Source organism: Geodermatophilus amargosae, from assembly GCF_041028265.1.
GTDB classification, from domain to species: Bacteria; Actinomycetota; Actinomycetes; order Mycobacteriales; family Geodermatophilaceae; genus Geodermatophilus; species Geodermatophilus amargosae_A.
The window spans coordinates 129,348-154,377 of sequence record NZ_JABGCW010000010.1; the positions used below are offsets into that span (position 1 = coordinate 129,348).

The 25,030-nt window shown below is 76.2% G+C and carries 30 protein-coding genes, 1 tRNA gene and 2 pseudogenes; 20 read left to right on the top strand and 13 right to left on the bottom strand.

The features are described 5' to 3' along the window. Positions 1-3 precede the first annotated feature (3 nt). From HLV61_RS13645 to rox, 4 genes and pseudogenes are all read right to left on the bottom strand, one after another. Positions 4-411 carry a YciI family protein gene (locus HLV61_RS13645; RefSeq protein WP_369256273.1) on the bottom strand — a complete coding sequence of 136 codons (408 nt, stop codon included), beginning with the start codon at positions 409-411 and terminating at the stop codon, positions 4-6. Positions 412-622: 211 nt separating this feature from the next. Then, a pseudogene (locus tag HLV61_RS13650) lies at positions 623-868 on the bottom strand (dihydrofolate reductase family protein); the annotation flags it as partial. A gap of 29 nt (positions 869-897) precedes the next feature. Beyond that, positions 898-1,104, bottom strand: a pseudogene (locus HLV61_RS13655) (hypothetical protein); the annotation flags it as partial. A gap of 16 nt (positions 1,105-1,120) precedes the next feature. Further along, the gene (gene rox / locus HLV61_RS13660) at positions 1,121-2,677 is read right to left on the bottom strand and encodes a rifampin monooxygenase (protein ID WP_369256275.1); all 1,557 of its coding nucleotides are present in this window, start codon (positions 2,675-2,677) and stop codon (positions 1,121-1,123) included. Positions 2,678-3,039: 362 nt separating this feature from the next. Here rox and HLV61_RS13665 point away from each other — a divergent pair. From HLV61_RS13665 to HLV61_RS13685, 5 genes are all read left to right on the top strand, one after another. Beyond that, positions 3,040-3,110: transfer RNA gene (locus HLV61_RS13665), tRNA-Gly, on the top strand. 60 nt (positions 3,111-3,170) lie between these two features. After that, positions 3,171-3,425 (top strand): TOPRIM nucleotidyl transferase/hydrolase domain-containing protein, encoded by a 255-nt coding sequence (locus HLV61_RS13670; RefSeq protein WP_369256277.1) that lies wholly within the window; start codon positions 3,171-3,173, stop codon positions 3,423-3,425. After that, entirely contained in the window at positions 3,416-4,246 is an 831-nt protein-coding gene (locus HLV61_RS13675; protein ID WP_369256279.1) for a putative protein N(5)-glutamine methyltransferase, read from the top strand. Before HLV61_RS13670 ends, HLV61_RS13675 begins: the two co-directional genes overlap by 10 nt. Positions 4,247-4,394: 148 nt before the next feature. Continuing rightward, positions 4,395-4,832 (top strand): universal stress protein, encoded by a 438-nt coding sequence (locus HLV61_RS13680; RefSeq protein WP_369256281.1) that lies wholly within the window; start codon positions 4,395-4,397, stop codon positions 4,830-4,832. 67 nt (positions 4,833-4,899) lie between these two features. Further along, a complete protein-coding gene (locus HLV61_RS13685) occupies positions 4,900-6,549 on the top strand; it encodes a GAF domain-containing sensor histidine kinase (RefSeq protein ID WP_369256283.1) in 1,650 nt (549 codons plus the stop codon). A 6-nt stretch (positions 6,550-6,555) separates the two neighbouring features. Here the strand turns inward: HLV61_RS13685 and HLV61_RS13690 are convergent, their stop codons facing one another. From HLV61_RS13690 to HLV61_RS13705, 4 genes are all read right to left on the bottom strand, one after another. After that, positions 6,556-7,197 (bottom strand): response regulator transcription factor, encoded by a 642-nt coding sequence (locus HLV61_RS13690; RefSeq protein ID WP_369256285.1) that lies wholly within the window; start codon positions 7,195-7,197, stop codon positions 6,556-6,558. A gap of 69 nt (positions 7,198-7,266) precedes the next feature. Continuing rightward, complete coding sequence (locus tag HLV61_RS13695) at positions 7,267-8,295, bottom strand: type III polyketide synthase (RefSeq protein ID WP_369256287.1); 1,029 nt, start codon at positions 8,293-8,295, stop codon at positions 7,267-7,269. Positions 8,296-8,335: 40 nt separating this feature from the next. Then, complete coding sequence (locus HLV61_RS13700) at positions 8,336-9,118, bottom strand: class I SAM-dependent methyltransferase (protein WP_369256289.1); 783 nt, start codon at positions 9,116-9,118, stop codon at positions 8,336-8,338. 10 nt (positions 9,119-9,128) lie between these two features. Further along, positions 9,129-9,473 carry a DUF3140 domain-containing protein gene (locus HLV61_RS13705; protein WP_369256291.1) on the bottom strand — a complete coding sequence of 115 codons (345 nt, stop codon included), beginning with the start codon at positions 9,471-9,473 and terminating at the stop codon, positions 9,129-9,131. A gap of 94 nt (positions 9,474-9,567) precedes the next feature. Here HLV61_RS13705 and HLV61_RS13710 point away from each other — a divergent pair, with 94 nt between their 5' ends. The 11 genes from HLV61_RS13710 (at position 9,568) to HLV61_RS13760 (ending at position 16,276) form a co-directional block, all read left to right on the top strand. Continuing rightward, positions 9,568-10,203, top strand: a complete 636-nt coding sequence (locus tag HLV61_RS13710) for a DUF6328 family protein (RefSeq protein ID WP_369256293.1) — start codon at positions 9,568-9,570, stop codon at positions 10,201-10,203. Between the two features lie 35 nt (positions 10,204-10,238). Beyond that, the gene (locus tag HLV61_RS13715; RefSeq protein ID WP_369256295.1) at positions 10,239-11,207 is read left to right on the top strand and encodes a ribokinase; all 969 of its coding nucleotides are present in this window, start codon (positions 10,239-10,241) and stop codon (positions 11,205-11,207) included. A 29-nt stretch (positions 11,208-11,236) separates the two neighbouring features. After that, positions 11,237-11,389 carry a hypothetical protein gene (locus HLV61_RS13720; protein WP_369256297.1) on the top strand — a complete coding sequence of 51 codons (153 nt, stop codon included), beginning with the start codon at positions 11,237-11,239 and terminating at the stop codon, positions 11,387-11,389. A gap of 206 nt (positions 11,390-11,595) precedes the next feature. Next, on the top strand, positions 11,596-11,736 hold the full coding sequence (locus HLV61_RS13725) for a hypothetical protein (RefSeq protein WP_369256299.1): 141 nt from the start codon (positions 11,596-11,598) through the stop codon (positions 11,734-11,736). Positions 11,737-11,884: 148 nt separating this feature from the next. Further along, positions 11,885-12,541: a TetR/AcrR family transcriptional regulator gene (locus HLV61_RS13730; RefSeq protein WP_369256301.1), complete on the top strand. Its 657-nt coding sequence runs from the start codon at positions 11,885-11,887 to the stop codon at positions 12,539-12,541. Between the two features lie 85 nt (positions 12,542-12,626). After that, positions 12,627-13,052 carry a hypothetical protein gene (locus HLV61_RS13735; protein WP_369256303.1) on the top strand — a complete coding sequence of 142 codons (426 nt, stop codon included), beginning with the start codon at positions 12,627-12,629 and terminating at the stop codon, positions 13,050-13,052. A 45-nt stretch (positions 13,053-13,097) separates the two neighbouring features. Further along, the gene (locus HLV61_RS13740) at positions 13,098-13,283 is read left to right on the top strand and encodes a hypothetical protein (RefSeq protein WP_369256305.1); all 186 of its coding nucleotides are present in this window, start codon (positions 13,098-13,100) and stop codon (positions 13,281-13,283) included. A 52-nt stretch (positions 13,284-13,335) separates the two neighbouring features. Next, positions 13,336-13,722 (top strand): LapA family protein, encoded by a 387-nt coding sequence (locus HLV61_RS13745; protein ID WP_369256307.1) that lies wholly within the window; start codon positions 13,336-13,338, stop codon positions 13,720-13,722. Between the two features lie 154 nt (positions 13,723-13,876). Next, positions 13,877-15,721, top strand: a complete 1,845-nt coding sequence (locus HLV61_RS13750) for an acyl-CoA dehydrogenase (RefSeq protein ID WP_369256309.1) — start codon at positions 13,877-13,879, stop codon at positions 15,719-15,721. Between the two features lie 112 nt (positions 15,722-15,833). Further along, positions 15,834-16,088 (top strand): hypothetical protein, encoded by a 255-nt coding sequence (locus HLV61_RS13755; RefSeq protein WP_369256311.1) that lies wholly within the window; start codon positions 15,834-15,836, stop codon positions 16,086-16,088. Continuing rightward, entirely contained in the window at positions 16,085-16,276 is a 192-nt protein-coding gene (locus HLV61_RS13760; RefSeq protein WP_369256313.1) for a hypothetical protein, read from the top strand. Before HLV61_RS13755 ends, HLV61_RS13760 begins: the two co-directional genes overlap by 4 nt. Positions 16,277-16,302: 26 nt before the next feature. Here the strand turns inward: HLV61_RS13760 and HLV61_RS13765 are convergent, their stop codons facing one another. The 4 genes from HLV61_RS13765 to HLV61_RS13780 are packed head-to-tail and all read right to left on the bottom strand — an operon-like array spanning position 16,303 to position 19,946. Continuing rightward, positions 16,303-16,908, bottom strand: a complete 606-nt coding sequence (locus tag HLV61_RS13765) for a response regulator (RefSeq protein ID WP_369256315.1) — start codon at positions 16,906-16,908, stop codon at positions 16,303-16,305. Next, complete coding sequence (locus tag HLV61_RS13770) at positions 16,905-18,107, bottom strand: sensor histidine kinase (RefSeq protein ID WP_369256317.1); 1,203 nt, start codon at positions 18,105-18,107, stop codon at positions 16,905-16,907. Before HLV61_RS13770 ends, HLV61_RS13765 begins: the two co-directional genes overlap by 4 nt. A 41-nt stretch (positions 18,108-18,148) precedes the next feature. Then, complete coding sequence (locus HLV61_RS13775) at positions 18,149-18,964, bottom strand: ABC transporter permease (protein ID WP_369256319.1); 816 nt, start codon at positions 18,962-18,964, stop codon at positions 18,149-18,151. Positions 18,965-18,995: 31 nt separating this feature from the next. Then, complete coding sequence (locus HLV61_RS13780) at positions 18,996-19,946, bottom strand: ABC transporter ATP-binding protein (protein ID WP_369256320.1); 951 nt, start codon at positions 19,944-19,946, stop codon at positions 18,996-18,998. A 256-nt stretch (positions 19,947-20,202) separates the two neighbouring features. Between HLV61_RS13780 and HLV61_RS13785 the strand changes: the two genes are divergently transcribed. The 3 genes from HLV61_RS13785 (at position 20,203) to HLV61_RS13795 (ending at position 23,901) form a co-directional block, all read left to right on the top strand. Continuing rightward, positions 20,203-20,955: a 3-hydroxybutyrate dehydrogenase gene (locus HLV61_RS13785; RefSeq protein WP_369256322.1), complete on the top strand. Its 753-nt coding sequence runs from the start codon at positions 20,203-20,205 to the stop codon at positions 20,953-20,955. A gap of 14 nt (positions 20,956-20,969) precedes the next feature. Beyond that, positions 20,970-22,916: a helix-turn-helix domain-containing protein gene (locus HLV61_RS13790; RefSeq protein ID WP_369256324.1), complete on the top strand. Its 1,947-nt coding sequence runs from the start codon at positions 20,970-20,972 to the stop codon at positions 22,914-22,916. A 97-nt stretch (positions 22,917-23,013) separates the two neighbouring features. Then, entirely contained in the window at positions 23,014-23,901 is an 888-nt protein-coding gene (locus HLV61_RS13795) for a 3-methyladenine DNA glycosylase (RefSeq protein WP_369256326.1), read from the top strand. A 14-nt stretch (positions 23,902-23,915) separates the two neighbouring features. Here HLV61_RS13795 and HLV61_RS13800 read toward each other — a convergent pair whose 3' ends face one another. Next, on the bottom strand, positions 23,916-24,185 hold the full coding sequence (locus HLV61_RS13800) for a helix-turn-helix transcriptional regulator (RefSeq protein WP_369256328.1): 270 nt from the start codon (positions 24,183-24,185) through the stop codon (positions 23,916-23,918). Positions 24,186-24,250: 65 nt separating this feature from the next. Between HLV61_RS13800 and map the strand changes: the two genes are divergently transcribed. Continuing rightward, on the top strand, positions 24,251-25,024 hold the full coding sequence (gene map, locus HLV61_RS13805) for a type I methionyl aminopeptidase (protein WP_369256330.1): 774 nt from the start codon (positions 24,251-24,253) through the stop codon (positions 25,022-25,024). Positions 25,025-25,030 lie beyond the last annotated feature (6 nt).

A 25,030-nucleotide genomic window follows, 5' to 3' on the forward strand; every position in this document is an offset into this window, starting at 1 on the left:
GCGTCACTCCGTGATGGTCGGCGCGGCGCCGAGGAACGGGCGCACCTCGAGCCACTCGTGGATCGGCTTCCCGCCGGCGCCGGGGGCCGCGGACAGCTCACCGGCCAGCTCGAGCGCCCGCTCGTGGGTGTCGACGTCGATCACCATCCAGCCGGCGATGAGGTCCTTGGTCTCCGCGAACGGGCCGTCGGTGACCGGCGGGCGCCCCTCGCCGTCGTAGCGGACCCACGTGCCCTCCGGGGAGAGCGCCTGGCCGTCGACGAACTCGCCGGTGCCCTCCAGCCGGGCGGCGAAGTCCTCCATGTACCGGACGTGGGCGGTGACCTCCTCCGGCGTCCACCGGTCCATCGGCACGTCGTTGACCGGCGTCGGCGCGCCGCGGTAGTGCTTGAGCAGCAGGTACTTGGCCATGGTCTCTCCCTGGGAAGGTGCGGCCCATCCTGGCCGCGTCCACCCCTGGGACGGAGCCGGGCAGCGGTTCTCGACATCCCCCGGCGGACTCCCTCAGGAGTTCCCGGCACCGGGCGGCCCCGTCGAGCACGGTGGGGACGTACTCGAGCAGCTGCAGCCGGCCGTCGGACGTGCGGCTCTCGGCCAGCTCGAGGGCGACGTCGGGATACCCGTCGACGATGCGGTCCCGCCCGGTGACGCCGGTGATGACCGGGAAGACGACCACGCGGAAGCGGTCCACCACGCCGGCCCGGAGCAGCGACCGGCAGAGGCCGAGGCTGCCGACCGTGCGCAGCCTGCGCGTCCCGCGCCGCTTCGTGTCCCGCGCCGCTTCATGTCCCGCACGGCCTCGACCGCGTCCCCGTCGACCGGCTCGGTGCCGGCCCACGGGAGGGGCTCCCGCAGGGTCGAGGAGCACACCACCTCGGGCAGGGCGGTCAGGGCGGCGAGGCCGGGCTCGTCGGGCATCTCGGCGGCGTACCCCGACATCAGCCGGTACGTCGTCGCGCCCATGAGGACGGGGTGCTCCTCCTGGGCGTCGTCCCCGATCCAGGCGAGGTACTCGGGCCCCTCCGGGCCCCAGGAGCCGGGCCACCCCTCCGCGGCCCCGTGTCCGTCGAGTGAGCAGATGAAGTCCACCGTCAGGTCCGGCATCGGGCTCTCCTCCTCGTCACGGGTGTGCTGACACCGGTGGTGACCGGTCGGGAGGGGGGAGCTCCTCGCCGCGGGCGGCCCGGGCCGTCGAGCAGCTGCGGGGGCGAGATCGAGGGGCGGGCTCGCCGAACCAGCGGGAGAGGTGGTCGTCCAGGTCCTGCTGGTCGTCGCCGATCCAGGCGACGTGGCCGTCGGGGCGCAGCAGCAGGCACGGGACGTCCAGTTCCGCGGTGGGGTCCGCGAGGTGGTCGACCCGGTCCGACCAGCCGCCGACGGTCAGGCGTCCGGTGCGGTCCAGCACCAGGCCGCGGCCGCGGTGCAGCAGACCGTAGAGGCGGCCCTGGCCGACGTCGATGTCGCGCAGGCGGCGGCCGAGCAGGTCGGGCCCCTCGCCGACGTCGTAGCGGATGCCGATCGCGGTGATCCTCTCGATCAGGAAGCGGTTCACCTCGTCGAGGTCCATCAGCTCGGTGAACAGCCTGCGCAGCGCACGCGGGCCCGGTCCGGTCGACAACAGCTCCATCTGCGCGCGGATGACGTCCAGGACGTCCTCGGCGACCGGCCGGCGTTCGGCCTGGTAGGTGTCCAGCAGTGTGTCCGGCGCCCAGCCGCGGACCTGTGCGGCCAGTTTCCAGCCGAGGTTGACCGCGTCCTGGACGCCCAGGTTGAGGCCCTGTCCGCCGATGGGTGGATGGACGTGTGCCGCATCGCCGGCCAGCAGCACCCGCCCGACCCGATGGCGTTCGGCCAGCCGGGTGGCATCTCCGAAGCGGGACATCCAGCGCGGTGAGTGCACCCCGAAGTCGGTTCCGGCGACGGCGCGCAACTGCTGCCGGAAGTCCTCGAGGGTGGGCGGTTCCGCACGGTCGCCGACTCCCGCGGCGGGGACCACGACGCTGTAGGTCCCGTCGCCGGAGGGCCGGAGCCAGAAGCGCCCGTCGGTCCCGCCGATCCCGGCCACCGTGGCCGCGATCTCCTCCTGCGGCACGCCTGCTTCCATCTGGCCCATCAGCGTCTCGGTCCGCGAGGGCTCGCCGGGGAAGCCGACGCCGAGCAGTCTGCGCACCGTGCTGCGACCGCCGTCGCAGCCGACGAGATAGCGCGAACGCAGCCGTTCGCCGTCGGCCAGCTCGACGGTCACACCCGCGTCGTCCTGCTCGAGACCGGCCACCGCACGACCGCGCCGGACCTGCGCGCCCCGTTCGATCGCGTGCTCCTCGAGCAGGCGGACGACGACCGGCTGCGGGATGCCCACCAGGTAGGCGTGGGCGCTGTCCAGGCCCGCGGGCGCGGGCTTGGGGATGGCGGCGAAGAAGCCCGCGGCCGGACGCCTCCTCCCGTGCTCGAGGATGCGTTCCAGCAGTCCGCGCATCGCCATCAGCTCGAGACTTCGGACGTGCAGACCGACGATGCGGACGGACGACGCGGGCTCGGTCTCCTTCTCCAGGACGAGTACCCGTACGTCGTGCAGCCGCAGTTCGGCGGCCAGCATCGCACCGGTCGGCCCGCACCCGACGACGATCACGTCGGACGGGAGGGGCGCGCGCCCGGCGGGGGACTGCGGAGAGGGCATGGGGATCGCCTTCCAGGAGTGCCTTCAGGGGAGGCGCTCCCGGCGATCCCTACGTCGACCGCTCGACCGTGACGGCGAGGCGGAGCACCCACGTCGAACCAGCGTCCACGGGTCTCACCTCCTCGGGCGGTGTCACGACCGACGGGAAGCTACGAGCCCGACCGTCAGCCGGTCCAGTCCTTTCCCACCAGGGGACCGGCGACCCGCAGCTCACGCTCCCGCGCACGCCGTGCCCGGCACGCGCTCCGGCGGCGACCGCCCCGGGCCCACCGCGGCGTACGCACCGTGTACTCTCGTCGCGACTGCTCGACCGGCCCGGCACCCGGGTCTGCGGAGAGAGAACCGCAGGTCAGAGCATCACCGCGGGTGTAGTTCAATGGTAGAACATCAGCTTCCCAAGCTGACAGTGCGAGTTCGATTCTCGTCACCCGCTCTCCTCCGCCCGGCCGGCGACCCGGTCGCCCCGCCGCCCCCCTCGTGGGACGGTCCGTCCGTGGCCGCATCCGCGCAGCTCCCGACTGCCGTCCGGGCCGTGCTGCTCGTCGAGGGGACCAGCGACCGCGAGGCCGTGATGGCCGCCGCGCGGGGTCAGGGGCGGGACCTCCCTGCCGAGGGGGTGCGCGTCGTCCCGATGGGCGGCGCCACCGCGCTCCGGCGGCACCTCGCGCTGGTGGCCACGGGCCATCCCGAACGGCTCGGGCCCCCGGCGGTCCCCGCGCCCCTGCGGTCCGTGCTCGCGTGCGTCTGACGCCGGGCACGGCCGGCGAGCCGCCGTCCCCTCCTCCTGCCCTCGTGGCGCGACTGCGCGCCGCCGGGTGCGTCTTCGCCGAGGACGAGGCCCGCCTGCTCGCCGCCGCCGCGACCACGCCGGCCGGACTCGAGGACCTGGCCGGGCGGCGGGTGGCCGGCGAGCCGCTCGAGCACCTGCTCGGCACCGTCGAGTTCTGCGGCCTGCGGATCGCCGTCGGCCCCGGCGTCTTCGTGCCCCGCCAGCGCACCGCGGCCCTGGTGGACCGGGCGGTCGACGCGGCCCGCCGGGTCCGGGAGGGGACCGGGCGGGCGCCGGTCGCCGTGGACCTGTGCTGCGGCTGCGGCGCGGTCGGGCTGGCCCTCGCCACCGCCGTCGACCTGGCCGCCCTGCACGCCGCCGACGTCGACCCCGCGGCGCTGCCGTACGCGCGGCGCAACCTCGCCCCCGTGGGCGGGCAGGTGCACGGTGGCGACCTGTTCGACGCGCTGCCGGGGGACCTGCGCGGGCGGATCGACGTCCTGGTGGTCAACGCGCCCTACGTGCCCACCGCCGCGCTGCACCTGCTGCCGCCCGAGGCCCGGCTGCACGAGCCCCGGACCGCCCTCGACGGCGGCGGGGACGGGCTCGACGTGCACCGCCGGGTGGCCGCGGGAGCGCCGGCCTGGCTGGTCCCCGGCGGAGTGCTGCTGGCCGAGGTCGGCGAGGAGCAGGCGCCCGTCCTGGCCGCCGCGCTCACCGCCTGCGGACTGCACCCGCACGTGCACGAGCCCGAGGAGGACGGCGCCACGGTGGTCACCGGGAGCCGGCCGACGACCTGACCGATGGGCCGGCACCGCACCCGGCACCGCCCTGACCGGCGCGGATCCGCGACGCCGGGCCCTTGGTCCCTGTCCGAACGGGCAGGGTGTCGTCAGGATCATTGCCATGGCCGATCCGACCGCTCCTGTTCCGTCGGAGGACCGGTCCGTGCCCACCGTCGAGCCGGTCCGGCTGGTCCCCCAGCTGTCCCGCCGGCCCGCGCCCTCGCTCGTCGTCCACGTCGACGGCTCGGCCGCCGCCTACGGCGCCCTGGTGTGGGCGCTGCGTGAGGCCGCCCGCCGCGAGGGCACCGTGCTCGCCGTCGACGTCGTCGACCCCGCGGACGGGCCGCTGCCCGGACAGCGCCCGGCCGGTGACCGGGTCCGGGCCACGGCGATCGGGCGGGTGGAGGCCCAGGTCGTCCGTGCGATCGCCGAGACCGGCGTGACCGGCCGGATCCGCACGGCCACCGTCGAGCGCCCCGTGCTCGAGGCCCTGACCGCGGCCGGCCGCGGCGGGGACCTCGTCCTCGTGGCCGGCGCGGGACGCGCCCTGCTGCGGCACGTCCCGCCGCGCCACCCCGGCCGCCTCGCGCGCGGCGCGTGAGCACGGGAGCGTGAGCAGCCCCGGACGGGAAGTGCCCCGCACCCAGCAGGTCCCCTCCGGACGGGCCGTGACCCCGCCCCACCCGGAGAACCTCCCGCCCGCCCTGGCCGCCGGTGTGCGCGCGGCCGCGGCCGGCGAGCACCTCGAGGCGACGCTGCGTGCCATCGTCGAGGCGGCGGTCGCGCACGCCGACGCGACCTACGGCGCCCTCGGCGTCCTCACCCGGGACGGGCGGCGCCTCGACCGGTTCGTCATCGTCGGCATGGACGACGGGGCCCGGGAGGGCATCGCGCGCCTCCCGGCCGGCGAGGGGCTGCTCGGCCTGCTGGTCCAGCACCCGGAGCCGCTGCGGCTCGCCGACCTCAGCACGCACCCGGCCTCGGTCGGCTTCCCTCCGGGGCACCCGCCGATGCAGTCCTTCCTCGGGGTGCCCGTGTGCGTCCGCGACGCGGTCTTCGGCCACCTCTACCTCACCGAGAAGCGCTCCGGGGGCGCGTTCACCGAGGCCGACGAGGAGGCCGTGCTGGCCCTCGCCGCGGTCGCCGGCCTCGCCGTCGAGAACGCCCGGCTCGCCGAGGCTGCCGAGCGCCGCCGGGCGTGGGTGCAGGCGGCCACCGAGGTGTCCACCGCGCTGCTCTCCGGCCAGGACCCCCGCGAGGTGCTGCTCACCGTGGCCGAGCGGGCGGTCGCGCTCAGCGACGCCGACGGCGGATCGCTGCTGGTCGCCCAGGAGGGGGACGACGAGGCGCTGACGATCGTCGCCTCGGCGGGACGGATGTCCGGCCGGCTCGAGGGGGTGCGCGTGCCGTTGGAGGACACCCACGTCGGCCGCGTGCACCGCACCGGGGTCGGCGAGCTCGTCGAGGACGTCAGCGCCGACCCCGTCCTCGGCCGGCACGCGGAGGTCGCCGTCGAGATCTCCCGGGGCGCGCGGTCGGCGGTGATCGTCCCGCTCGGCCCGTCCCTCGGCACGCTCGCCTGCCTGCGGCGGGCCGACCGCGAGCCGTTCGACACCGAGGTCCTCGAGGACCTGTCGGCCTTCGCCGCCCAGGCGGCACTGGCCCTGGAGCTGGCCCGCAGCCAGCGGCGCGAACGCCGGCTGCAGGTGCAGGCCGACCGCGACCGGATCGCCCGGGACCTGCACGACCACGTGGTGCAGCGGATCTACGCGACGGCGCTGTCGCTGGACCGCGTCGGCCGGGCCCTCGAGGACGTCGACCCCTACGCCGCCCTGCGGGTGGGGCGCAGCGTCGACGAGCTCGACGCCACGATGCAGCAGATCCGCTCGGCGATCTTCGGCCTGCAGGACGACGCCGCGCCGGCCGGGCTGGCCGCCGGACTGGCCGACACCGTCCGGCAGGTGACCGACGGCTCCGGGGTGCAGCCGGGCCTGCGGCTGCGCGGCGACCTCGACGGCCTGCCCTCCGGCCTGGCCACCGACCTCATGGCGGTGGTGCGGGAGCTGGTCACCAACGTCGTCCGGCACGCCGGGGCCAGCCGGGTCGAGGTCACCGTCGAGGCGGAGGACGACGCCGGCGGCTCGCCCGTGACGGTCCGGGTCGCCGACGACGGCCGCGGACTGCCCGAGGTGACCGTGCGCAGCGGGCTGGCCAACCTCGCCGAGCGGGCCGAGCGCCGCGGCGGACGGCTCACCGCGGCCGGGGGGCCGGCCGGTACCGAGGTCACCTGGACGGTGCCCGGGCTGCGCGCCTCCTGACCTCCCTCAGGAGGGCCGGCGACCGCGCATCTCGGTGGCCAGGATGGCGGCCTGGGTGCGCCGCTCGAGGCCCAGCTTGGCCAGCAGGTGGCTGGTGTAGTTCTTCACCGTCTTCTCGGCCAGCCCCATCCGCTCACCGATCTGCCGGTTGGTCAGGCCCTCGCCGATCAGCGTGAGGACGGTGCGCTCCTGCTCGGTGAGCGAGGCCACCCGCCGGTCGCCGTCGCCACCCGCGCCCGGCCGCCGCCCGGGCCAGCCGGGCAGCGTGCCGCCGGCCGCCACCATCCGGACCGCCGAGACGAGATCGGCGCCCCGCACCTGCTTGACCAGGTACCCGGCCGCGCCCGCCGCCGCGGCCGCCGCGACCGCGTCCTCGTCGGCGTAGCTGGACAGCACGAGGCAGCGCGCCCCCGGCAGCCGCTCGCCCAGCCGGCGGACGACCTCGGCGCCGTCCCCGTCGGGCAGCCGCATGTCCACGACGACGACGTCGGGCCGGACCGCCGGGCCCCGCGCGAGCGCCTCGGCGAGGCTCCCGGCCTCGCCCACCACCACCAGCGCGGGGTCGTCCTCGAGCACCTCGGCCACGCCGCGGCGCACCACCTCGTGGTCGTCGACCAGGAACACCCGGACGGACCCACCGGTGGCCATGGGCGACTCCCCTCTCGGATCGTGATCGCGATCACAGAGGGTAGTGCCGGACCGGGTCGATACGCGAGGTCAGGCAGGCAGCAGTAGCGCTGCGTACAGGGTCAATCCCGGACCGAAGGCCGTGACGACGACCGGGCCGTCGACGTCGGCGAGTTCCTGCAGCACGAGCAGCACCGTGGCCGACGAGCAGTTGCCGTGCTCGGCCAGCACCCGCCGCGACGCCGCGACGTCCGCCTCGGCGAGGCCCAGCTCGTCCCGGACGACGTCGAGGATGCGCGGGCCGCCGGGGTGCACCGCCCAGCCGGCGACGTCCTCGACCCGCAGGCCGGCGCCGTCCAGCAGCTCGGCGACGACGTCGCCCACGTGCCGGGACAGGACGTCGGGCACCCGCGGGGACAGGCCCATGCGGAAGCCGAGGTCGGTGACGTCCCAGGTCATGTGGTCGGAGGTCGACGGGTCGGTGCGCGCGACCACGCCCGCCAGCCGCCGTCCCCGGCCGGCACCGGGCTCGACGACGACGGCCGCCGCGGCGTCGGAGAACAGTGCGTGCGCGACCACCTGGTCGAGGTCCCGCACCGCCGGCTGGACGTGCAGGCTGGTCAGCTCGCAGCACAGCAGCACCGCCGGGCGCGAGCGGGCGGTGACGAAGTCGCCGACCGCGGCCAGCCCGGGGATCGCCGCGTAGCAGCCCATGTGCCCGACCAGCAGCCGCTGCAGGCCCGGCGGCATGCCCAGGTCGCTGGCCAGCCGGACGTCGAGGCCGGGGGTGGCGTACCCGGTGCAGGTGGCCACGGCGAACAGGCCGACGTCGCCGGGCGCCAGGCCCGCGGCGTCGAGCGCGCCGGCGACCGCCTGCTTGCCCAGGGGCAGGGCCTCCTGGACGTAGCGCGCCATGCGCGCGCCGGTCCCCCACTGGCTCAGGTCCTCGTCGACGGGGTTGGCCACCGCGTGCCGCGTGCGCACGCCCGCACCGGCCCAGATGCGGTGGGCGGCGCGGACGCCGTCGTAGTGGCGGGAGAAGAAGCCCTCCCACGCGGCGTCCTGGTCGAGGGTCGCCGGCAGGGCCGCGCCGGCGCCGGTCAGCACGGCCGTGCTCATCCTCGGGGTCCCCGGGTGTTCGCGCTGCTCAGGGAGGAGGTCACGCCCCGACCGTACGTGCGGGAGCGGTCGCACGCTCTCCGGGTCGCGCGACGTCACCCGGCGGACGCGGAGCGTCGCGCTTACGCCCGTAGCCGGCGAACAGCACCGCCGTGACCGGCACCTCGCGCATCCGGACGACGTCGCGCCGCCCGCGCCGCCACGCGACCACGTCGCGCAGCGAGGGCCGCAGGCCGACCAGCCGCAGGTCCAGGCCCAGCCGGTCGGCAGCGGCCAGCAGCCGGCGGCGGTCGACGAACAGCGCGGGGTCGTGGATGCCCGGCGGCGGCCCGCCCGGCAGGCGCTCGGCGATCCGGACGGCGACCACCTCGGCCAGCCGGGTGGCGGCGATGGCGTCGACGACGATCGTCCCGCCGGGCCTGAGCAGCCGGGCGGCCTCGGCGAGCACCGCGACGTCGTCCTCCACGTGCTCGAGGACCTCGCCGGCCACCACGACGTCGGCGCACCCGTCGCGCAGCGGGACGGCGAGCACCGAGCCGCGCACCGCGGCGACGCCGTGCCGGGCGGCGACCGCGAGGCCCGCGGCGTTGAGGTCGACGCCGACGTGCCGGTAGCCCAATCCGGCGGCGTGCGGGGCCATGAGCCCGCCGCCGCAGGCGAGGTCGACGAGCAGCGCGCCGGGGTGCCCGGCCGGGGGGATGTGCCCGGCGCGCGAGGCGGCCAGCCAGTGCAGCATGGCGAAGCCGCCCGAGGCCTCCCACCACTGGTCGGCCAGGTCGTCGTACTGGTCGGGGTCGTTGCGGCGCGGGTCGTCGAGGCGCACCGGCGGGCCGCTACTTCTTCTTCAGCGGGTCGTGGCCCCAGTTCATGAGGGAGTACCGCCACTTCGAGGTCTCGACGTCCTCCTTGGCCGGCTCCTGGGCCAGGTGGCGCCGGACGTAGCCGTGGACCTTCCGCATGTGCGCGAGGTCGTCGTCGGTCAGGTCGTCCTTCTTGGTGCGCAGGATCTCGACGATCCGCCGTCCCGACTCGTGCCCGGTCGACTCCCCGGAGCCGTCGCTCTTCTGCCCGACCGCCTGGGACTCGTCGGTCCGCAGCCACTCCTCCAGCTCCGAGGCGCTCATGTTCACCGCCTCGCCGAACTCGGCGCGGATGGTGTCCCTGTCGTCGTCGGCCACGGCCCCTCCTCGGTCGGTCCTCCCGGGGCGGTACCGCGCCGCCGACCTCGGGAAACGGGTGTCGCGGGATCACCGCGGCGGGTACGCCGTGCCCGTGGACGCGGCACGGGCGGGGACGAGACGGCGGCGGGCCCGCCGCCCGGACCTCGCGGCCGCCGCCCGCACCGCCCGGGCCCGCGGCGAGACGCTCGACCAGGTGCTCGACCGCAACCTCGCCGAGCTGCTGCAGGAGCTGCGGGTGGCCATCACCGGCGTGCAGGTGCTCTTCGCCTTCCTGCTGGGCCTGGCCTTCACCCAGCGCTTCGCCGACCTCGACGACTTCCAGCTCGGCGTCTACACGGTGACGCTGCTGGCCACGGCCCTGGCCACGGTGGTCCTCATCGCGCCGGTGCCGTTCCACCGGCTGGTCTTCCGGCGACGGCGCAAGGCGGTGCTCATCACGGTGGCCGACCGGTTGCTGCTGGTGGGCCTCGCGCTGCTCGTGCTGGCGATCGGCAGCGGCGTGCTGCTCGTCCTCGACGTCGTCCTGGGGCGCGGGCCGGGCGTCGCCGGCGGGGGATCCGTGCTGCTCGTCGGCGTGCTGACCTGGTACGCGCTGCCGCTGTGGGCACGCGGGGTGGAGCCCGACCCGGACGACGACACGGACGACGACACGGACGACGACACGGACGACGACCCGGACGACGACCCGGGCGGCCCCGACGAGGACGAGGGCCGCCCCGCAGACTGAGACGCCGTCGTCGCCGCGTTCCCCGGAGGTCGCCCGTGTCCGTCACCGTCGTCGGCAGCCTCAACGAGGACGTGCTGGTCGCCGTCGGTCGGCTGCCGGGCCGCGGCGAGACCGTCGTCGGCCGGGAGGCGGTGCGCGCGCCCGGCGGCAAGGGCGCCAACCAGGCCGCGGCCGCCGGGCGGCTGGCCGGGACGGGGGTCGCGATGGTCGGCCGGGTGGGCGACGACCCGGCAGGAGAGCGGCAGCGGGCGGCGCTGGCCGACGCCGGCGTGGACACCGCGCTGGTCCTGGCCACGCCCGGGCACCCCACCGGCTCGGCGACGATCCCGGTCGAGGACGGCAGCGGGGAGAACCTCATCGTCGTCGTCCCGGGAGCCAACGCCGCGCTCGCGCCCGACGACGTCGACGTCCCGGCCGTGCAGCGCGCCGCGGTGGTCCTGCTGCAGCTCGAGGTGCCGCTGGCCACCGTGCAGGCGGCGGCCGACGCGGCCTCGGGCACCGTCGTCCTCACCCCGGCACCGCCGCAGCCGCTGCCGCCGGAGCTGCTGCGGCGGGTGACGGTCCTGGTGCCCAACGAGCACGAGCTGGTGCAGCTGGCCGGCGCGGACCCGGCACCGCGGACGCCGGCGGAACTCGCCGTGCTCGCCCGCCCGCTCGGCGCGGCGGCCACGGTGGTGACCCTGGGCGACCGCGGTGCGCTGGTGGTGCCGGAGGACGGGCCCGTGCTGCTGCAGGCGCCGCCACCGGTCGACGCCGTGGACACCACCGGCGCGGGCGACTGCTTCTCCGGAGCGCTCGGCACCGCCCTGGCGCGGGGGACGGACCTGGCCGGCGCGGTGCGTGAGGCGGTCGCGGCGGCGGCGCTGTCGACCACCGGGCCCGGCGCCCGGGACGCCCTGCCCGACGCCGCCGCCGTCGCGGAGGCGCTGCCGCGGGTGCCCGCGGCCACGCGCGTGGACCTCCCCGGGGTTCGGCGGCGCACAGGTGGGCAAGGCCGTCGGTGACCACACCGCCGCATCCCGAGGAGGACGCCGTGACCGAGCCCGAACGGCCGCCGCGCAGCCCTGAGCGCGCGGAGGGCGACCCGCCCGGCGAGGAGCCCGACGCCGGCCGCACCCCGCGCTCCGAGGACCCCGCCGAGGGCCGGCCGACCGAGGACGGCCCCGCCGACACCCCCGACGTCTGAACCGGGACGGACCCGTCCCGCCCGGGGCGCGGCACGATCAGGAGAGCTGCTCGTGCCGTGTCCTGGCTCGGCGCCGGCGCTGAGCCGGGACGCGCGGAGGACGGTCAGGACGACGGCGGCGGTGGTGCGGCGCCCACCACCCGGGAGGGTGTGATGCCCCCCTCGGGTCTGTTCCCGCGGGTGGGGAGCGGGGCAGGCTCGTCCGCATGGAGGACGAGCAGCGCGAGGACCGGACCGTCGACCACACCCCCGGCGCGCCGCCGGCCGAGGACCCCGGCTCCCCGCAGGCCGTGGCCGAGCGCGTCGCCCGCCTCCTGGCCAACCCCCGCCGCATCCGCCGCGCCTGAGCACGGCGGGCCGTCGTCACAGCGGTCCCACCCTCCCCCACCGCCCCGACCTGCGCGTTCGCCCCTCTGCACCCGGGAGCGCGCAGCCGTGCCGTGCGCCCGGCGTGCCGCGAACTGATCCGTCACGGCAGGCGGCACCATCGCCCGTGTGACCGCCGCCGCCCTCTCCTACGCCGACGCCGACGCCGACAGCCCCTCCCCGGTCCGCCGCAGCCGCACGGAGCGGGAGGCCATCGTCCTCGACACCGCGGAGCGGCTGTTCTCCGCCCGCAGCTCGCGCAGCGTGGGCATGGACGAGCTGGTCCGCGAGACCGGCCTCGGCAAGATGACCGTCTACCGGCTCTTCAAGAGCAAGGACGAGCTCGTGGGCGCCTACCTCGCCCGCAAGGCCGCCACGGTGCTGGGTCACATCGACGAGATCCTGGTGCTGCTCGAGGGTGACCCGCGTGCCGCGCTGCTCGCCGTCGTCGAGTACGTGGAGGGCGACGTGACCCGCGTGGGCTTCCGCGGCTGCCCGTTCACCAACGTGAGCAGCGAGTACGACGACCCGTCGCACCCGGCTCGCAGCGCGGCCGCCGACTACAAGTTCGAGCTGCACGCCCGCCTCGAGCGGCTGGCCGAGCAGGTGGCCCCCGGCAGGGGCGAGGACCTCGCCGCGCAGGTGCACCTGATCATGGACGGCATGTACCTCTCCGGCGGCCTGCTCGGCCCCGACGGCCCGGCCGCCCACGGGCGCGAGCTGGCCGAGCGGCTGGTCGACCTCGCCGTCGCGGAGTCCGCGGCCGGCCAGGTCTTCTCCGCCTGACGGGGCCTCCTCCGCCCGACCGGCCACTCGGGGCCCGCCCGCCGCTCGCCGGGCGGCCCGGGTCCCCCGACCCCAGGATGGGCCGGTGACCGCCGACCGCAGCCGCCCCGACCTGGACGACACCACCGTCGAGGGCCTGGGCAGGCTCTCCGAGGCCCTCGAGACCATGGAGCAGGCCCGCGGTCAGCTCTACGGCTTCCACCAGCACTCCGGCAAGGCCGACCGGCTCGTGCAGGAGGCCGTGGCGCTCTTCCGGGAGGCCGGGCACGCCCGGCTCGCCGACGACCTCGACCGCGACCTGGTCGGCCGCAACGTCATTGCCGACCGGTGGACGTTCCAGGTCGTCGAGGACTTCGACGACAACTACTGGTCGGTCTTCCGTGCGTTCGACGAGCGGGCCCGCGCCGAGCTCTCCGGCGGCGACCGGCACGTGCTCGAGGCGCGCATGAAGCAGCGCGAGCGCACGGCCGGGCACCCCGCGCACGAGGCGGGCCCCGCACTGTCGGACTGAACGCCCCGGTCGCCGGTCGGGCGGGCGGCACGCAGACTCGGTGCGGTGAGCACCCGCGAGCAGAAGATGCCCGAGCCGGACGAGCCGCGCTCGGTCGGCCCCCTCGGCAGCGCCACCTCGGGCCCGCCGGCGCCGGACTCCGACGGCCCCGAGGCGACCGGCCCGGCCGACGGCGCGGCCGGTCCCTCCTGGCCGCCCGCGGAGACCGAACCGGCCGCCCACCGCGACTGACCGGGCGCGCACGCCCGGTTTGAGCAGCGTGCCGGGGGGACAGACCACCGGTGTGACCACTCCCGGAACGCCTGCCGAGCCCCGGCCCTCCGCGCCGGGTACCGACCCGTTCGCGACCGGCGCCGCCCCGTACGGGACAGGTGCGCCGGCCTCGAACCCGCCCGCCACCCCGCCGGCCTCGAACCGGCCCGGGGGCCCGTCCCGCGCCCGCGCCGCCGGCCGCACGGCCGGACTGGGCCTGGCGCTGGCCCTGCTGATCGCCGTCACGGTGATCCTGGTGCTGTTCGTCGTGTTCAACGGGCAGACCGTGCAGATCAGCCTCGTCTTCGCCGACGTCGACGCGCCCCTCGTGCTGGCGCTGCTCATCGCCGCGGTGCTCGGGGCGCTGATCGCCTCGCTGGCCGGTGCGGTGATGCGCGCCCGCCGCCGCAGTCGCTGACCGCACCCCGCCGCGTCCGGCCCGGGACCACCTGACCCCTCAGGGCGTGTCCCGGGCTGTTCCCTTGCCCGCGGTTACCCGTCGGTAATAGCGTTTGTTACCGACGAGTACGGACTCGCCGTCCACCGGTACGGAGCAACGGAGCCAGCGCCCCATGAGCCACTACACCGCGAACCTGCGGGACCTCGAGTTCAACCTGTTCGAGTTCCTCGACACCAAGGACCGGTTCGGCACTGGACCGTTCGAGCAGATGGACGCCGAGACCGCCCGCGGCGTGCTCGCCGAGATCCGCCGGCTGGCCGAGGGCCCGATCGCCGAGAGCTTCGTGGACGCCGACCGCAACCCGCCGGTGTTCGACCCGGCCACTCACTCGGTCACGCTCCCCGAGTCGTTCAAGCGGTCCGTCAAGGCGATCGAGGACGGCGAGTGGTACCGGCTCGACCTGCCCGAGCACCTCGGTGGCTTCGGGGCGCCGCACGTGCTGACCTGGGCCGCCTTCGAGATGATCCTCGGCGCCAACCCGGCCGTGTTCATGTACGGCTCGGGTGCCGCGTTCGCGGCCATCCTCGACGAGCTGGGCACCCCGGACCAGAAGCGCATGGCCGAGCTCATGCTCGAGCGCAAGTGGGGCGCCACGATGGTGCTCACCGAGCCCGACGCGGGCTCCGACGTCGGCGCGGGCACCACCAGGGCCGTGCGGCAGCCCGACGGCTCGTGGCACGTCCACGGGGTCAAGCGCTTCATCACCTCGGCCGAGCACGACCTCTCCGACAACATCGTGCACCTGGTCCTGGCCCGCCCCGAGGGCGCGCGGGCCGGCACGAAGGGCCTGTCGCTGTTCGTCGTCCCCAAGTTCCACGTCGACCTCGAGACCGGCGCCCTCGGCGAGCGCAACGGCGTCTACGTCACCAACGTCGAGAAGAAGATGGGCCTCAAGGTCTCCACGACCTGCGAGCTCACCTTCGGCGACGGCCCGGTGCCGGCCCAGGGCTGGCTCGTCGGGGAGGTGCACGACGGCATCGCCCAGATGTTCAAGGTCATCGAGCACGCCCGCATGTTCGTGGGCGCCAAGGCGATCGCCACGCTGTCGGCCGGCTACCAGGTCGCCCTCGACTACGCGAAGACCCGCGTCCAGGGCGCCGACCTCACCGCGACCTCCAAGGACGCCCCGCGGGTGACCATCACCCACCACCCCGACGTGCGCCGCTCGCTCATGCTGCAGAAGTCCTACGCCGAGGGGATGCGCGCCCTGTACCTGTACGCGGCGAGCTTCCGCGACCAGGTCACCGAGGCCGAGGCCGCCGGCGAGGGCGACGGCGAGCGCGCCGGGCTCGCCGCCCGCGTCAACGACCTGCTGCTGCCGATCGTGAAGGGCTTCGGCTCCGAGCGGGCCACCCAGCTGCTCACCCAGGAGTCGCTGCAGACCCTGGGCGGCTCGGGCTACCTGCAGGACTACCCGATCGAGCAGTACATCCGCGACTCCAAGATCGACACCCTCTACGAGGGCACGACGGCGATCCAGGGGCAGGACTTCTTCTTCCGCAAGATCGTCAAGGACGGCGGTGTCGCGCTGACCTGGGTGGCCGAGCAGATCCAGGGCACGATCGACGCCGAGGCGGGCAACGGGCGCCTCAAGGAGGAGCGGGCGCTGCTGGCGGCCGCCCTGCAGGACGTGCAGGGGATGCTCGCCGCGATGTTCGGCCACCTGACCGCTGCGCAGGAGGACATGACCTCGCTCTACAAGGTCGCGCAGAACACCAGCCGTCTCCTGCTGGCCGCCGGCGACCTCATCACCGGCTGGCTGCTGGTCCGCCAGTCCGAGGTCGCCCTGGCCGCGCTGGCCGGCGAGGTCGGCGAGAAGGACCGCCTGTTCTACGAGGGCAAGCTCGCCGCCACCCGCTTCTTCACCACCCAGGTGCTGCCGCGCCTGGCCGGGGAGCGGGCCATCGTCGAGGCCACCGACAACGCGCTGATGGAGGTCCCCGAGGCCGCCTTCTAGCCTCGCGACCCCACCGGCGGCCGCCTCCCCGCCCGGGGGAGGCGGCCGCCGGCCGTTTCGCGGACACGGCGGCGGGCATGGCCTCTGCGACAGCGTCGGACAGGAGGCCACGGTGAGCGACCCCCAGGGCAGCGACCGCATCCAGCAGGACGTCCCGACCGCGTCGGCCACCGGTGACGACAGCAGCACCGGGTCCTCGTTCGACGACGTGCCGCTCACCGCCGACGAGGCGATCGCGCGGGACGCCGCCCACGACGACGACCTGCCCGCCGGCGCCGACAGCGACGTCGCCCGCGCCCGGGGTGCCGGTGCGTCCGGCGAGGTCGAGGACCCCACCCCCCGTTCTCGAGGAGCAGCGAACCGATGAGCGAGACCGACAGCAGCGGCTACGGCGAGTCCGCCGACACCTCGGACGGGCCGACGAACAGCAACATGGTCGACGGCGTCCCGGGCGAGGACCGTCCCGACGGCGGCGAGCGCGACGTCACCCTGACCACCGACGAGGACGCCCAGCGCGACGACTCCGTGGTACGCGGCGGCAACCAGGCCGGCTGACGGCGCCGCCCCGGGACCGCCCGGGCTCAGATCCAGCCGTGGCGGCGGGCGACCTCCACCGCGGCGTGCCGGTTGACCGCGCCCAGCTTGCCCGCGGCCGACGACAGGTGGTTGCGAACCGTCCCCGGTGACAGGTGCACGCGGGCGGCGATCTCCTCGACGGGGGCGCCGCCCGCGGCCAGCTCCAGGACGTCGGCCTCGCGCGGCGTCAGCGGGCTGTCACCGGCGCTGATCGCCTCGGCGGCCAGCTCCGGGTCGACGTAGCGCCCGCCGCGCGCCACGGTCCGGACGACGTCGGTGAGGACCGGCGCGGCCACGGTCTTGGGCAGGAACCCCCGCACGCCCGCCGCCAGCGCCCGCTTGAGGTGCCCCGCGCGGCCGTGCCCGGTGACGATGACGACCGCGCAGCCGGGCACCAGCGACCCGAGCTGCGCGGCGACGCTGATCCCGTCGAGGTCGGGCATCTGCAGGTCGAGGACCGCGACGTCGGGGGTGTGCGCCCGCGCCATGGCCAGCGCCTCGTTGCCGGAGGCCGCCTCGGCGACCACCTCGACGTCGTCCTCCAGCGCCAGGAGCGCGGCCAGCGCCGAGCGGATCAGGTTCTCGTCGTCGGCGAGCAGGACCCGGATCACCGCACCTCCTCCACCGCGCGCACGGGCACGCGGGCCACGACGACGAACCGGTCGCCCTCCCGCCCGGCGGACAGCTGCCCGGAGGCGGCCGCGAGCCGCTCGGACAGCCCACGCAGGCCGTTGCCCCGGCCGCCTCCGCCGCCGGAGCCGACGCCGTCGTTCTCCACGCGCAGCTGCACCGGGTCCCCCGCGGTCAGCGTCACCGCGCACTCCCCCGCCGAGCTGTGCCGCAGCACGTTGGTGACCGCCTCGCGGACCACCCAGCCCAGCGCCACCTGCACCGGCTCGGGCAGCGCGGCGCCGGCCTCCTCGCCGGTCACCGTGCAGGCGATGCCGGCCGCGCGCAGCACCGAGCGGGCGCCGGCGAGCTCCCCGGCGAGGTCGGTGCCGCGGTAGCCGCGGACGACGTCGCGGACCTCGCGCAGCGACTGCTCGGCGATCCGGCTGATGTCGGCCACCTCGTCGGCCGCCCCGGGCCGCTGGCGCCGGACCAGCTCGCCGGCCAGCTGGCTCTTCACCGCGATCGCCGAGAGGTTGCGGCCCATCACGTCGTGCAGGTCGCGGGCGAAGCGCAGCCGCTCCTCGGCGACGGCGAGCTGCAGCTGCACACCGCGGCTGCGGTCCATCTCGACCACGACGTCGAGGATCCAGACCGTGAAGCGGAAGGCCAGCGTCATCGAGGCCACGGCCACCGCGATCGAGGTGCCGAGCACCGCGGCGGCCAGGGGCGGGTTGCCGTCCAGCAGCGCGACGACGGTGGTGAGCAGCGCGGTGACGGCCGTGCCGGCGAGCAGCCAGCGGGTGGCCGTGCTGACCGACAGCGCGAGCAGCACCTCGACGCCGACCAGGCCGGCCACCCAGGACATCGCCGGCGAGGGGCCCTCGGCCGTCACGGCCAGGGCGGTCCCGATGGTGGCCAGACCGGCGGCGACGGCGACGGCGAGCGCTCCCCGGTCGGGCGGTGCGGCGCGGTCGGCGAACCCGCGCCGGGTGAGCTCCAGGGCGGCCGCGGCGGTGAGCAGCGTGGCGGCGGCCAGCAGGATCGGCAGCCACCGCGAGTCGCTCGCCCAGTCCGGGGCCACGGCCAGCAGCACGAAGACGGGCAGCGTGACGAGGACCGAGTAGTACGACCAGCGCGTGTAGAGCTCGATGCGCTGGGGGTCGCTGCGGGTGCGCCACCAGCGTGCGACGGTCGGCACGGCACCCATGCTGCCGTACCGACCGCCGCGGGCCGTACCGCTCACCGGCGGGGCGCCCACCGGAACACCCGGGGCGCCACGACGGCGGCGACGGCGATCCAGGCCGCGAGGACCAGCAGCGGCTGCGGCGCGGCGGCCCAGGCGCCGGCCCAGTCGACCGCCCGGCCGTCCCAGGTCTGCCCGACCAGGCCGAGCCGGGCGAGCTCGACGATCGGCTCGATGGGCGTCAGCCGCATCACCTGCGCCACCTGGTCCGGGAAGGCGGACAGCGGGACGACCACGCCGGAGGCGACCGAGGCCAGCACGACCAGCGGCAGGGTGGTGATCTGCGCGCTCTCGGCGGTGCGGGTGAACGACGTGCTCGCCGCGGCCAGCAGCGTCATGAGCACCATCCCGCCGACCAGGGCCACCACGGGCAGGACGACGTCGGCCGGCGCCGACCACTCCCCGATGACGGCGGTGCCGGCCAGGACGAGCACCACCTGCGAGACCGTCACGAGCAGCGTCGGGGTGGCGGTGCCCAGCAGCACCTCGCCGGGGGTGAGCTCGCCGCTGCGCATCCGCTGCAGGACCAGCTCCTCGCGGCGGGCGACGTAGGTGGTCACCAGGTTGTAGTAGGTGAGGAAGACCAGCGTCACGGCGAACGCGGTGACGGCGATGCGGGGGCCGACCGGGCCGTGGCCGCCGAGCCCGGCGACGGGCACGAACGCGACGAGGAACAGCGGCAGCAGCACCGAGTTGACGACGGCGGTGCGGTTGCGCAGCAGCAGCCGGGTCTCGGCGCCGGCCAGGGCGAGCGTGCGGCGCAGCCGGGTGGGCGCGGCGGCCGCGGCGGCCGGGGTGGTCAGGGTGGTCATGGCGGAGCTCCTCGCTCTCGGGAGGGACGGGTCAGGACGGGTCGGCGCCGTCGGCGACGGCGAGGAATGCCTGCTCGAGGGACGCGGCGCGGGCCTGCAGCCCGCCGAGGACGAGCCCGTGCGCGTCGGCCCAGGCCAGCAGACGGGTGAGCACCGGCTGCAGCGCGCGGGTGTGCAGCTCCACGCGTGGCGCGGCGGCCACCACCTCGGCCCCCGGGACGGCGGGCAGCGCGGGGGCGCCGGCGGGCATCGTGAAGCGGATCGTGGCGGGCTGGGTGGCGGCGATCTCGGCCGCGGTCCCCGACAGGACGATGCGGCCGGCCCGCATGACCGCGATCCGGTCGGCGAGCTCCTCGGCCTCTTCGAGGTGGTGGGTGGTGAGGACGACGGCGGCCCCCTCGGCCACCCGCTGCCGCACCAGCCCCCACACCGTCCGCCGGCTCTCGGGGTCCAGGCCGGTGGTGGGCTCGTCGAGGACGACGACCCGCGGGGAGCCCAGCAGCGCCAGGGTGAGGTCGAGCCGGCGCCGCTCGCCGCCGGAGAGGCTGCGCACGCGGACGTCGGCGCGGCCGGTCAGGCCGACCTGGGCGAGCGCCTCGTCCTCGGGACGGGCGCCGGTGAGGGTCGCGCCCCACAGGCGGACCGTCTCGCGCACGGTGAGGTCGGCGGGCAGCCCGCTGGACTGCAGGAGCACGCCGAGGTGCGGGCGGACGGCGGCGCGGTCGGCCACGGGGTCGGCGCCGAGCACGCGGACGGTGCCGCCGGAGACCGGGGCCAGCCCCTCGAGCACCTCCAGCGCGGAGGTCTTGCCGGCGCCGTTGACGCCGAGGAGCGCGAAGACCTCGCCGGGGTGGACCTCGAAGCTGATGCCGCGGACGGCCTCGACGTCGCCGTAGCGGCGGCGCAGGTCGGTGACCTCGACGGCGGGGCGGACGGCGTCCCCGCGGGGGTCGACGTCGGTACGCGGGCGGGTGAGCTGCACGGGGCCTCCTCCTCGTGCCCCGCCGGCCCGTGGCGGGCCGGTCCTCCGGGGCACGTCCCCACGCTCCCGCCGGACTGCGCCCGGCACAGGTGCCGTCCCTCACGACCTGCGCGGACGTGCGCACGGGACACCCCTGACACGTGTCAGGGGTGTCCCGTGTCACCGTGGTCGGTGTGGCCCGCGCCCACCCGGGTGGCGTCAGCTGTGTGGTCCGGCGCCGTGACAGGCGCTGCCGCCGCGGCCTAGCGTCCCGGCCATGAGCGCGGAGGACCTCCAGGGGCGGCGGGCGATGGTGACCGGCGGGGGCTCGGGCATCGGGCGCGCGGTCGCGTCCCGGCTGGCCGGGGCCGGGGCGGAGGTGGTCGTCGTCGACCGGGACGGCGCGTCGGCCGAGGAGGTGGCCCGCGCCGTCGGGGGCCGCGCGCTCGCCGTCGACCTGACCGACCTGGCCGCCGTCGACGCGCTCGACCTCGACGTCGACGTCCTGGTCAACAACGCCGGCTTCCAGCACGTCGCGCCGCTGCACGAGTTCCCGGTCGAGGTCTTCTCGACCATCCAGCGGCTGATGGTCGAGGCGCCGTTCCGGCTGGTCCGCGGCGCGCTGCCGCACATGTACCGGCGGGGCTGGGGGCGGGTGGTCAACGTCAGCTCGGTGCACGGGCACCGGGCGTCGCCCTTCAAGGCCGCCTACGTGACGGCCAAGCACGCGCTCGAGGGGCTGTCGAAGGTCGTCGCGCTCGAGGGCGCCCCGCACGGCGTGACGTCGAACTGCGTGGCCCCGGCCTACGTGCGCACCCCGCTGGTCGAGGGGCAGATCGCCGACCAGGCGCGCACCCACGGGATCTCCGAGGACGAGGTGGTCGAGCAGGTGATGCTGGCGCCCGCGGCGCTCAAGCGGCTGATGGAGCCCGCCGAGGTCGCCGACGCCGTCGCCTGGCTGTGCTCGCCCGCCGCGACCTCGGTCACCGGCACGTCGCTGCGGATGGACGGCGGGTGGACCGCCCACTGACGCGGCCGGGGAGGATGCCGTTCGTGACCCGGACCGCAGCGCTGCCCGCCGACGGTCCCGGACGCGCGCCGCGCGTCCCCTCGGCCGCGGCCGAGTACCTGCAGCTCGTCCTCGACGACGCCGCGGCCATCGAGTACGAGGGCCCGCTGGTGCGCGCCCGGGCCGGTGGCGCCGACCCCGACACCCTCGCCGAGCTGGAGCGGGTGCGGCTGATCGCGCTGCAGGTGCGCGCCGCCTTCGCCGCGCGCCGGCGCCGCGAGTCGGAGCTGTCGGCGCTGTTCGACACGGCGAGCGACCTGGCCACGCTGCGCGGCGTCGACTCGGTGCTGACCGCGATCGTCCGCCGGGCGCGCCAGCTGCTGGGCACCGACGTCTCCTACCTGACGCTCAACGACGACGCCCGCGGCGACACCTACATGCGGGTCACCGACGGCTCGGTCTCGGCCCGCTTCCAGGCGCTGCGGCTGACCATGGGCGAGGGCCTGGGCGGGCTGGTCGCCCAGACGGCCGCGCCGTACGCGACGGCGAGCTACTTCACCGACGCGCGGTTCCACCACACCGACGACATCAACGGCGGCGTCCGTGAGGAGGGTCTGGTCGCCATCCTCGGCGTGCCGCTGATCCGCGGGTCGCAGGTCATCGGCGTCCTCTACGCCGCCGACCGCACCGAGCGGACGTTCGACCGCTCCGAGGTGGCGCTGCTCGGGTCGCTGGCCGCCCACGCCGCGATCGCCATCGACAACGCCCGGCTGCTCGAGGAGACCCGCACGGCCCTCGACGAGCTGTCGGCGGCCACCCGGGAGCTGCGGGCGCACACCGAGTCGGTCGAGCGGGCCGCGGGGGCGCACGACCGGTTCATCGACGTCGTCCTGCGCGGGGGCGGCGTCGAGGGCGTGGCGGCCGCGGTGACCGAGGCCCTCGGCGGGCGGATCACCGTGCTCGACGAGGAGGGCCGGCCCACTCCCTCCGACGTCCCCGGCAGCGCCCTGCCACCCGACCCGGCGGCCGCGCTCGGCCTGGCCCGGTCGACCGGGCGCACCGTGGGCGACGGCGAGTGGTGGACCGCGGCGGTGACCGTGGGCAACGACCTGCTCGGCGGTCTGGTGCTGCAGCGCGCCGGCGACCTGTCCGACGCCGACCAGCGCATCCTCGAGCGGGCGGCGCTGGTCACCGCCCTGCTGCTGCTCATCCGCCGCACCGCCAGCGAGGCCGAGGGCCGGGTGCGCGGCGAGCTGCTCGACGAGCTGCTGAGCGCGCCGCTGCGCGACCCGGACGGCCTGCGGGAGCGGGCCCGCCGGCTGGGCACCGACCTCGACCGGCCGCAGGCGGTGGTCGTCGTCCGGGTCGAGGAACGCTGCCGCGGGCGGGCGCTGGCCGCCGCGGCGCACCTGGCCGCCACGCGCGCGGGGCTGGCCGGGATCCGCGACGGCCGGGTCGTCCTGTGCCTGCCGGACCTGGCGCCCGGCGCCGCCGCGGCGCTGGTCTGCAGGGAGGTCGGCGCCGCGGTCGGGCGGCCGGTCACCGCCGGCGGCGCGGGACCGGCACACGGCCCGGCGGCGGTCGCCGGTACGGAGGCCGAGGCCCGGCGGTGCGCCTCGACGCTGGAGGCGCTGGGGCGCGGCGGCCAGGCGGCCAGCGCCGACGAGCTGGGCTTCGTCGGCCTGCTGGTGGGCGAGGGGCGGGACGTGCCGGCGTTCGTCACGGCCACGCTGGCGCCGGTGCTCGACTACGACGCGCGCCGCGGCACCGACCTGGTGGCCACGCTGCGGGCGTGGTTCGACACCGGCGGCTCCCCCGCCCGCGCCGCCGAGGTGCTCAACGTGCACGTCAACACCGTCACCCAGCGCCTGGACCGGGTCGCCCGGCTGCTCGGCCGGGACTGGTCGGCGCCCGACCGGGCGCTGGAGGTCCAGCTGGCGCTGCGGCTGCACCGGCTGACCTCCGCCGAGGCCGACGCCTGAGCCCGGGTGACGTGCGCCCGTGGCGCGTCCCTGCCCGGGGTGCGCCGGAGGCGCACGTCACCGCGGGCGCACGCCGGGCGGCTCCTACCCTGGTCCGGTGACCACCGTCCTCCCCTGCCTGCCGGCGGCCGAGTGGACGGCGCGGGCGGCCGACCACGAGGCGCGGGTGGAGTGGTGGACGGCGCCGCACCGCGAGCGCCGCCGCCGCGGGGAGTCGCACCCGGTGCTCGACTTCCTGTTCACCTACTACTCCGAGACGCCGTCGCGGCTGCGCCGCTGGCACCCGGGCCCCGGCGTCGCGCTCGCGCCGTCGCCGGACGGCCCGGCTCCGCACGCCGCCTGGCGCTGGTACGCGACCGCCGACGACGGGACCGTGCGGCTCGACGTCGACGCCTTCCTGGCCGACCGCTCCCCCACCGTGCGCTTCGTGCGGGACCTACTGGCGGCCACCGCGTCGCGGCCGGCGCACACCGGGTGCTTCGGGCTGCACGAGTGGGCGATGGTGCACCGCGCCGACGAGCGGCGGCACGCGGTCCCGCTGCGGCTGGGACGGGCGGGCACCGACGCGGTCGTGGAGTCGCACCCGATCCGGTGCAGCCACTTCGACGCGTTCCGCTTCTTCACGCCGTCGGCCGTGGCGCTCAACCGGCTGCGGCCGACGCGGGAGACGCAGGTCGCGATGGAGCAGCCCGGCTGCCTGCACGCGACGATGGACCTCTACAAGTGGGCCTACAAGCTCTCCCCCGCGGTGCCCGGCGAGCTGGTGGCCGACTGCTTCGCCCTCGCCGTCGAGGTGCGCGAGCTGGACATGCGCGCCTCGCCCTACGACCTGCGCGACCGCGGCTACGAGCCGGTGCCGGTCGAGACGCCGGAGGGCAGGGCGGCCTACGTCGTCGCGCAGCGGGAGTTCGCCGCGCGCGCCGCCCCGCTGAGGCAGCGGCTGGTCGACGTCTGCGACGCCCTGCTCGCGTCCCGGCCGTCCTGACCGGACGCCGGGACCTACGAGACCAGGCGCTGCCCCGCGCCGGACCGGTTGACCTCCGCCCACAGCCCGTCGAGGGACAGGCCGAGGACGTCGGCGATCGCGGCGACGGTCGGGAAGGCCGGAGTGGCGACGCGGCCGGACTCGATCTTCCGGAGGGTCTCCGGTGAGACCCCCGCGGCCAGCGCGGTGTGGAGCATGGAGCGCTCGCCCCTCGCACGCCGCAGGAGGGCGCCCAGGCGCCGTCCGCGCTCGACCTCGGCCGGGGTGAGCGGCAACCTGACCATGACGCCGATTCTAGTACCGGGATAGTCTTACCGGGAAGTCGCGGGCGACACGGGGAGGACGCCGGATGATCGAGATCCTGGAGCCGACGGAGCTGCCGCGCGCCCGGGCGGCCGGCGCGCTGGTCGCCGGCATCCTGCAGACGCTGCGGAGCCGCTGCGCGGTGGGCACCAACCTGCTCGACGTCGACCGCTGGACCCAGGCCATGATCGCCGAGGCCGGGGCGACGTCCTGCTACGTCGACTACGCGCCGTCCTTCGGGCGCGGGCCGTTCGGCCACCACATCTGCACGTCGGTCAACGACGCCGTGCTCCACGGGCTGCCCCACGACCGCACGCTCGCCGACGGCGACCTGCTGACGCTCGACCTCGCCGTCTCCCTCGACGGCGTCGTCGCGGACTCCGCCGTGAGCTTCCTCGTGGGCGACTCGCGGCCCCCGGAGAGCGTCGCGCTGATCAGCGCGACCCAGCGGGCACTCGGCGCGGGGATCGCCGCGGCCCGCCCCGGAGCCCGGATCGGCGACGTCTCGCACGCCATCGGCACGGTCCTCGGCGAGGCGGGGTACCGGGTCAACACGGAGTTCGGCGGTCACGGCGTCGGCTCGACGATGCACCAGGACCCGCACGTCCCGAACTCCGGCCGGCCCGGTCGAGGCTACCGGCTGCGCCCCGGGCTCCTGCTGGCCCTGGAGCCGTGGGTCATGGCCGACACCGACGAGCTCGTCACCGATCCCGACGGCTGGACGCTCCGGAGCTCGACGGGCTGCCGGACCGCGCACAGCGAGCACACGATCGCCGTCACCGACGACGGAGCCGAGGTCCTCACCCTGCCGGAGCCCTGAGGCCGC

Excerpts from the sequence above, each read along its gene's own strand:
- HLV61_RS13800 (WP_369256328.1), bottom strand. The coding sequence starts at position 24,185 with ATGGTCAGGTTGCCGCTCACCCCGGCCGAGGTCGAGCGCGGACGGCGC.
- HLV61_RS13785 (WP_369256322.1), top strand. The coding sequence starts at position 20,203 with ATGAGCGCGGAGGACCTCCAGGGGCGGCGGGCGATGGTGACCGGCGGG.
- rox (WP_369256275.1), bottom strand. The coding sequence starts at position 2,677 with ATGCCCTCTCCGCAGTCCCCCGCCGGGCGCGCGCCCCTCCCGTCCGAC.
- HLV61_RS13790 (WP_369256324.1), top strand. The coding sequence starts at position 20,970 with ATGCCGTTCGTGACCCGGACCGCAGCGCTGCCCGCCGACGGTCCCGGA.
- map (WP_369256330.1), top strand. The coding sequence starts at position 24,251 with ATGATCGAGATCCTGGAGCCGACGGAGCTGCCGCGCGCCCGGGCGGCC.
- HLV61_RS13760 (WP_369256313.1), top strand. The coding sequence starts at position 16,085 with ATGAGCGAGACCGACAGCAGCGGCTACGGCGAGTCCGCCGACACCTCG.
- HLV61_RS13690 (WP_369256285.1), bottom strand. The coding sequence starts at position 7,197 with ATGGCCACCGGTGGGTCCGTCCGGGTGTTCCTGGTCGACGACCACGAG.
- HLV61_RS13750 (WP_369256309.1), top strand. The coding sequence starts at position 13,877 with ATGAGCCACTACACCGCGAACCTGCGGGACCTCGAGTTCAACCTGTTC.
- HLV61_RS13695 (WP_369256287.1), bottom strand. The coding sequence starts at position 8,295 with ATGAGCACGGCCGTGCTGACCGGCGCCGGCGCGGCCCTGCCGGCGACC.
- HLV61_RS13645 (WP_369256273.1), bottom strand. The coding sequence starts at position 411 with ATGGCCAAGTACCTGCTGCTCAAGCACTACCGCGGCGCGCCGACGCCG.
- HLV61_RS13725 (WP_369256299.1), top strand. The coding sequence starts at position 11,596 with ATGGAGGACGAGCAGCGCGAGGACCGGACCGTCGACCACACCCCCGGC.
- HLV61_RS13775 (WP_369256319.1), bottom strand. The coding sequence starts at position 18,964 with ATGACCACCCTGACCACCCCGGCCGCCGCGGCCGCCGCGCCCACCCGG.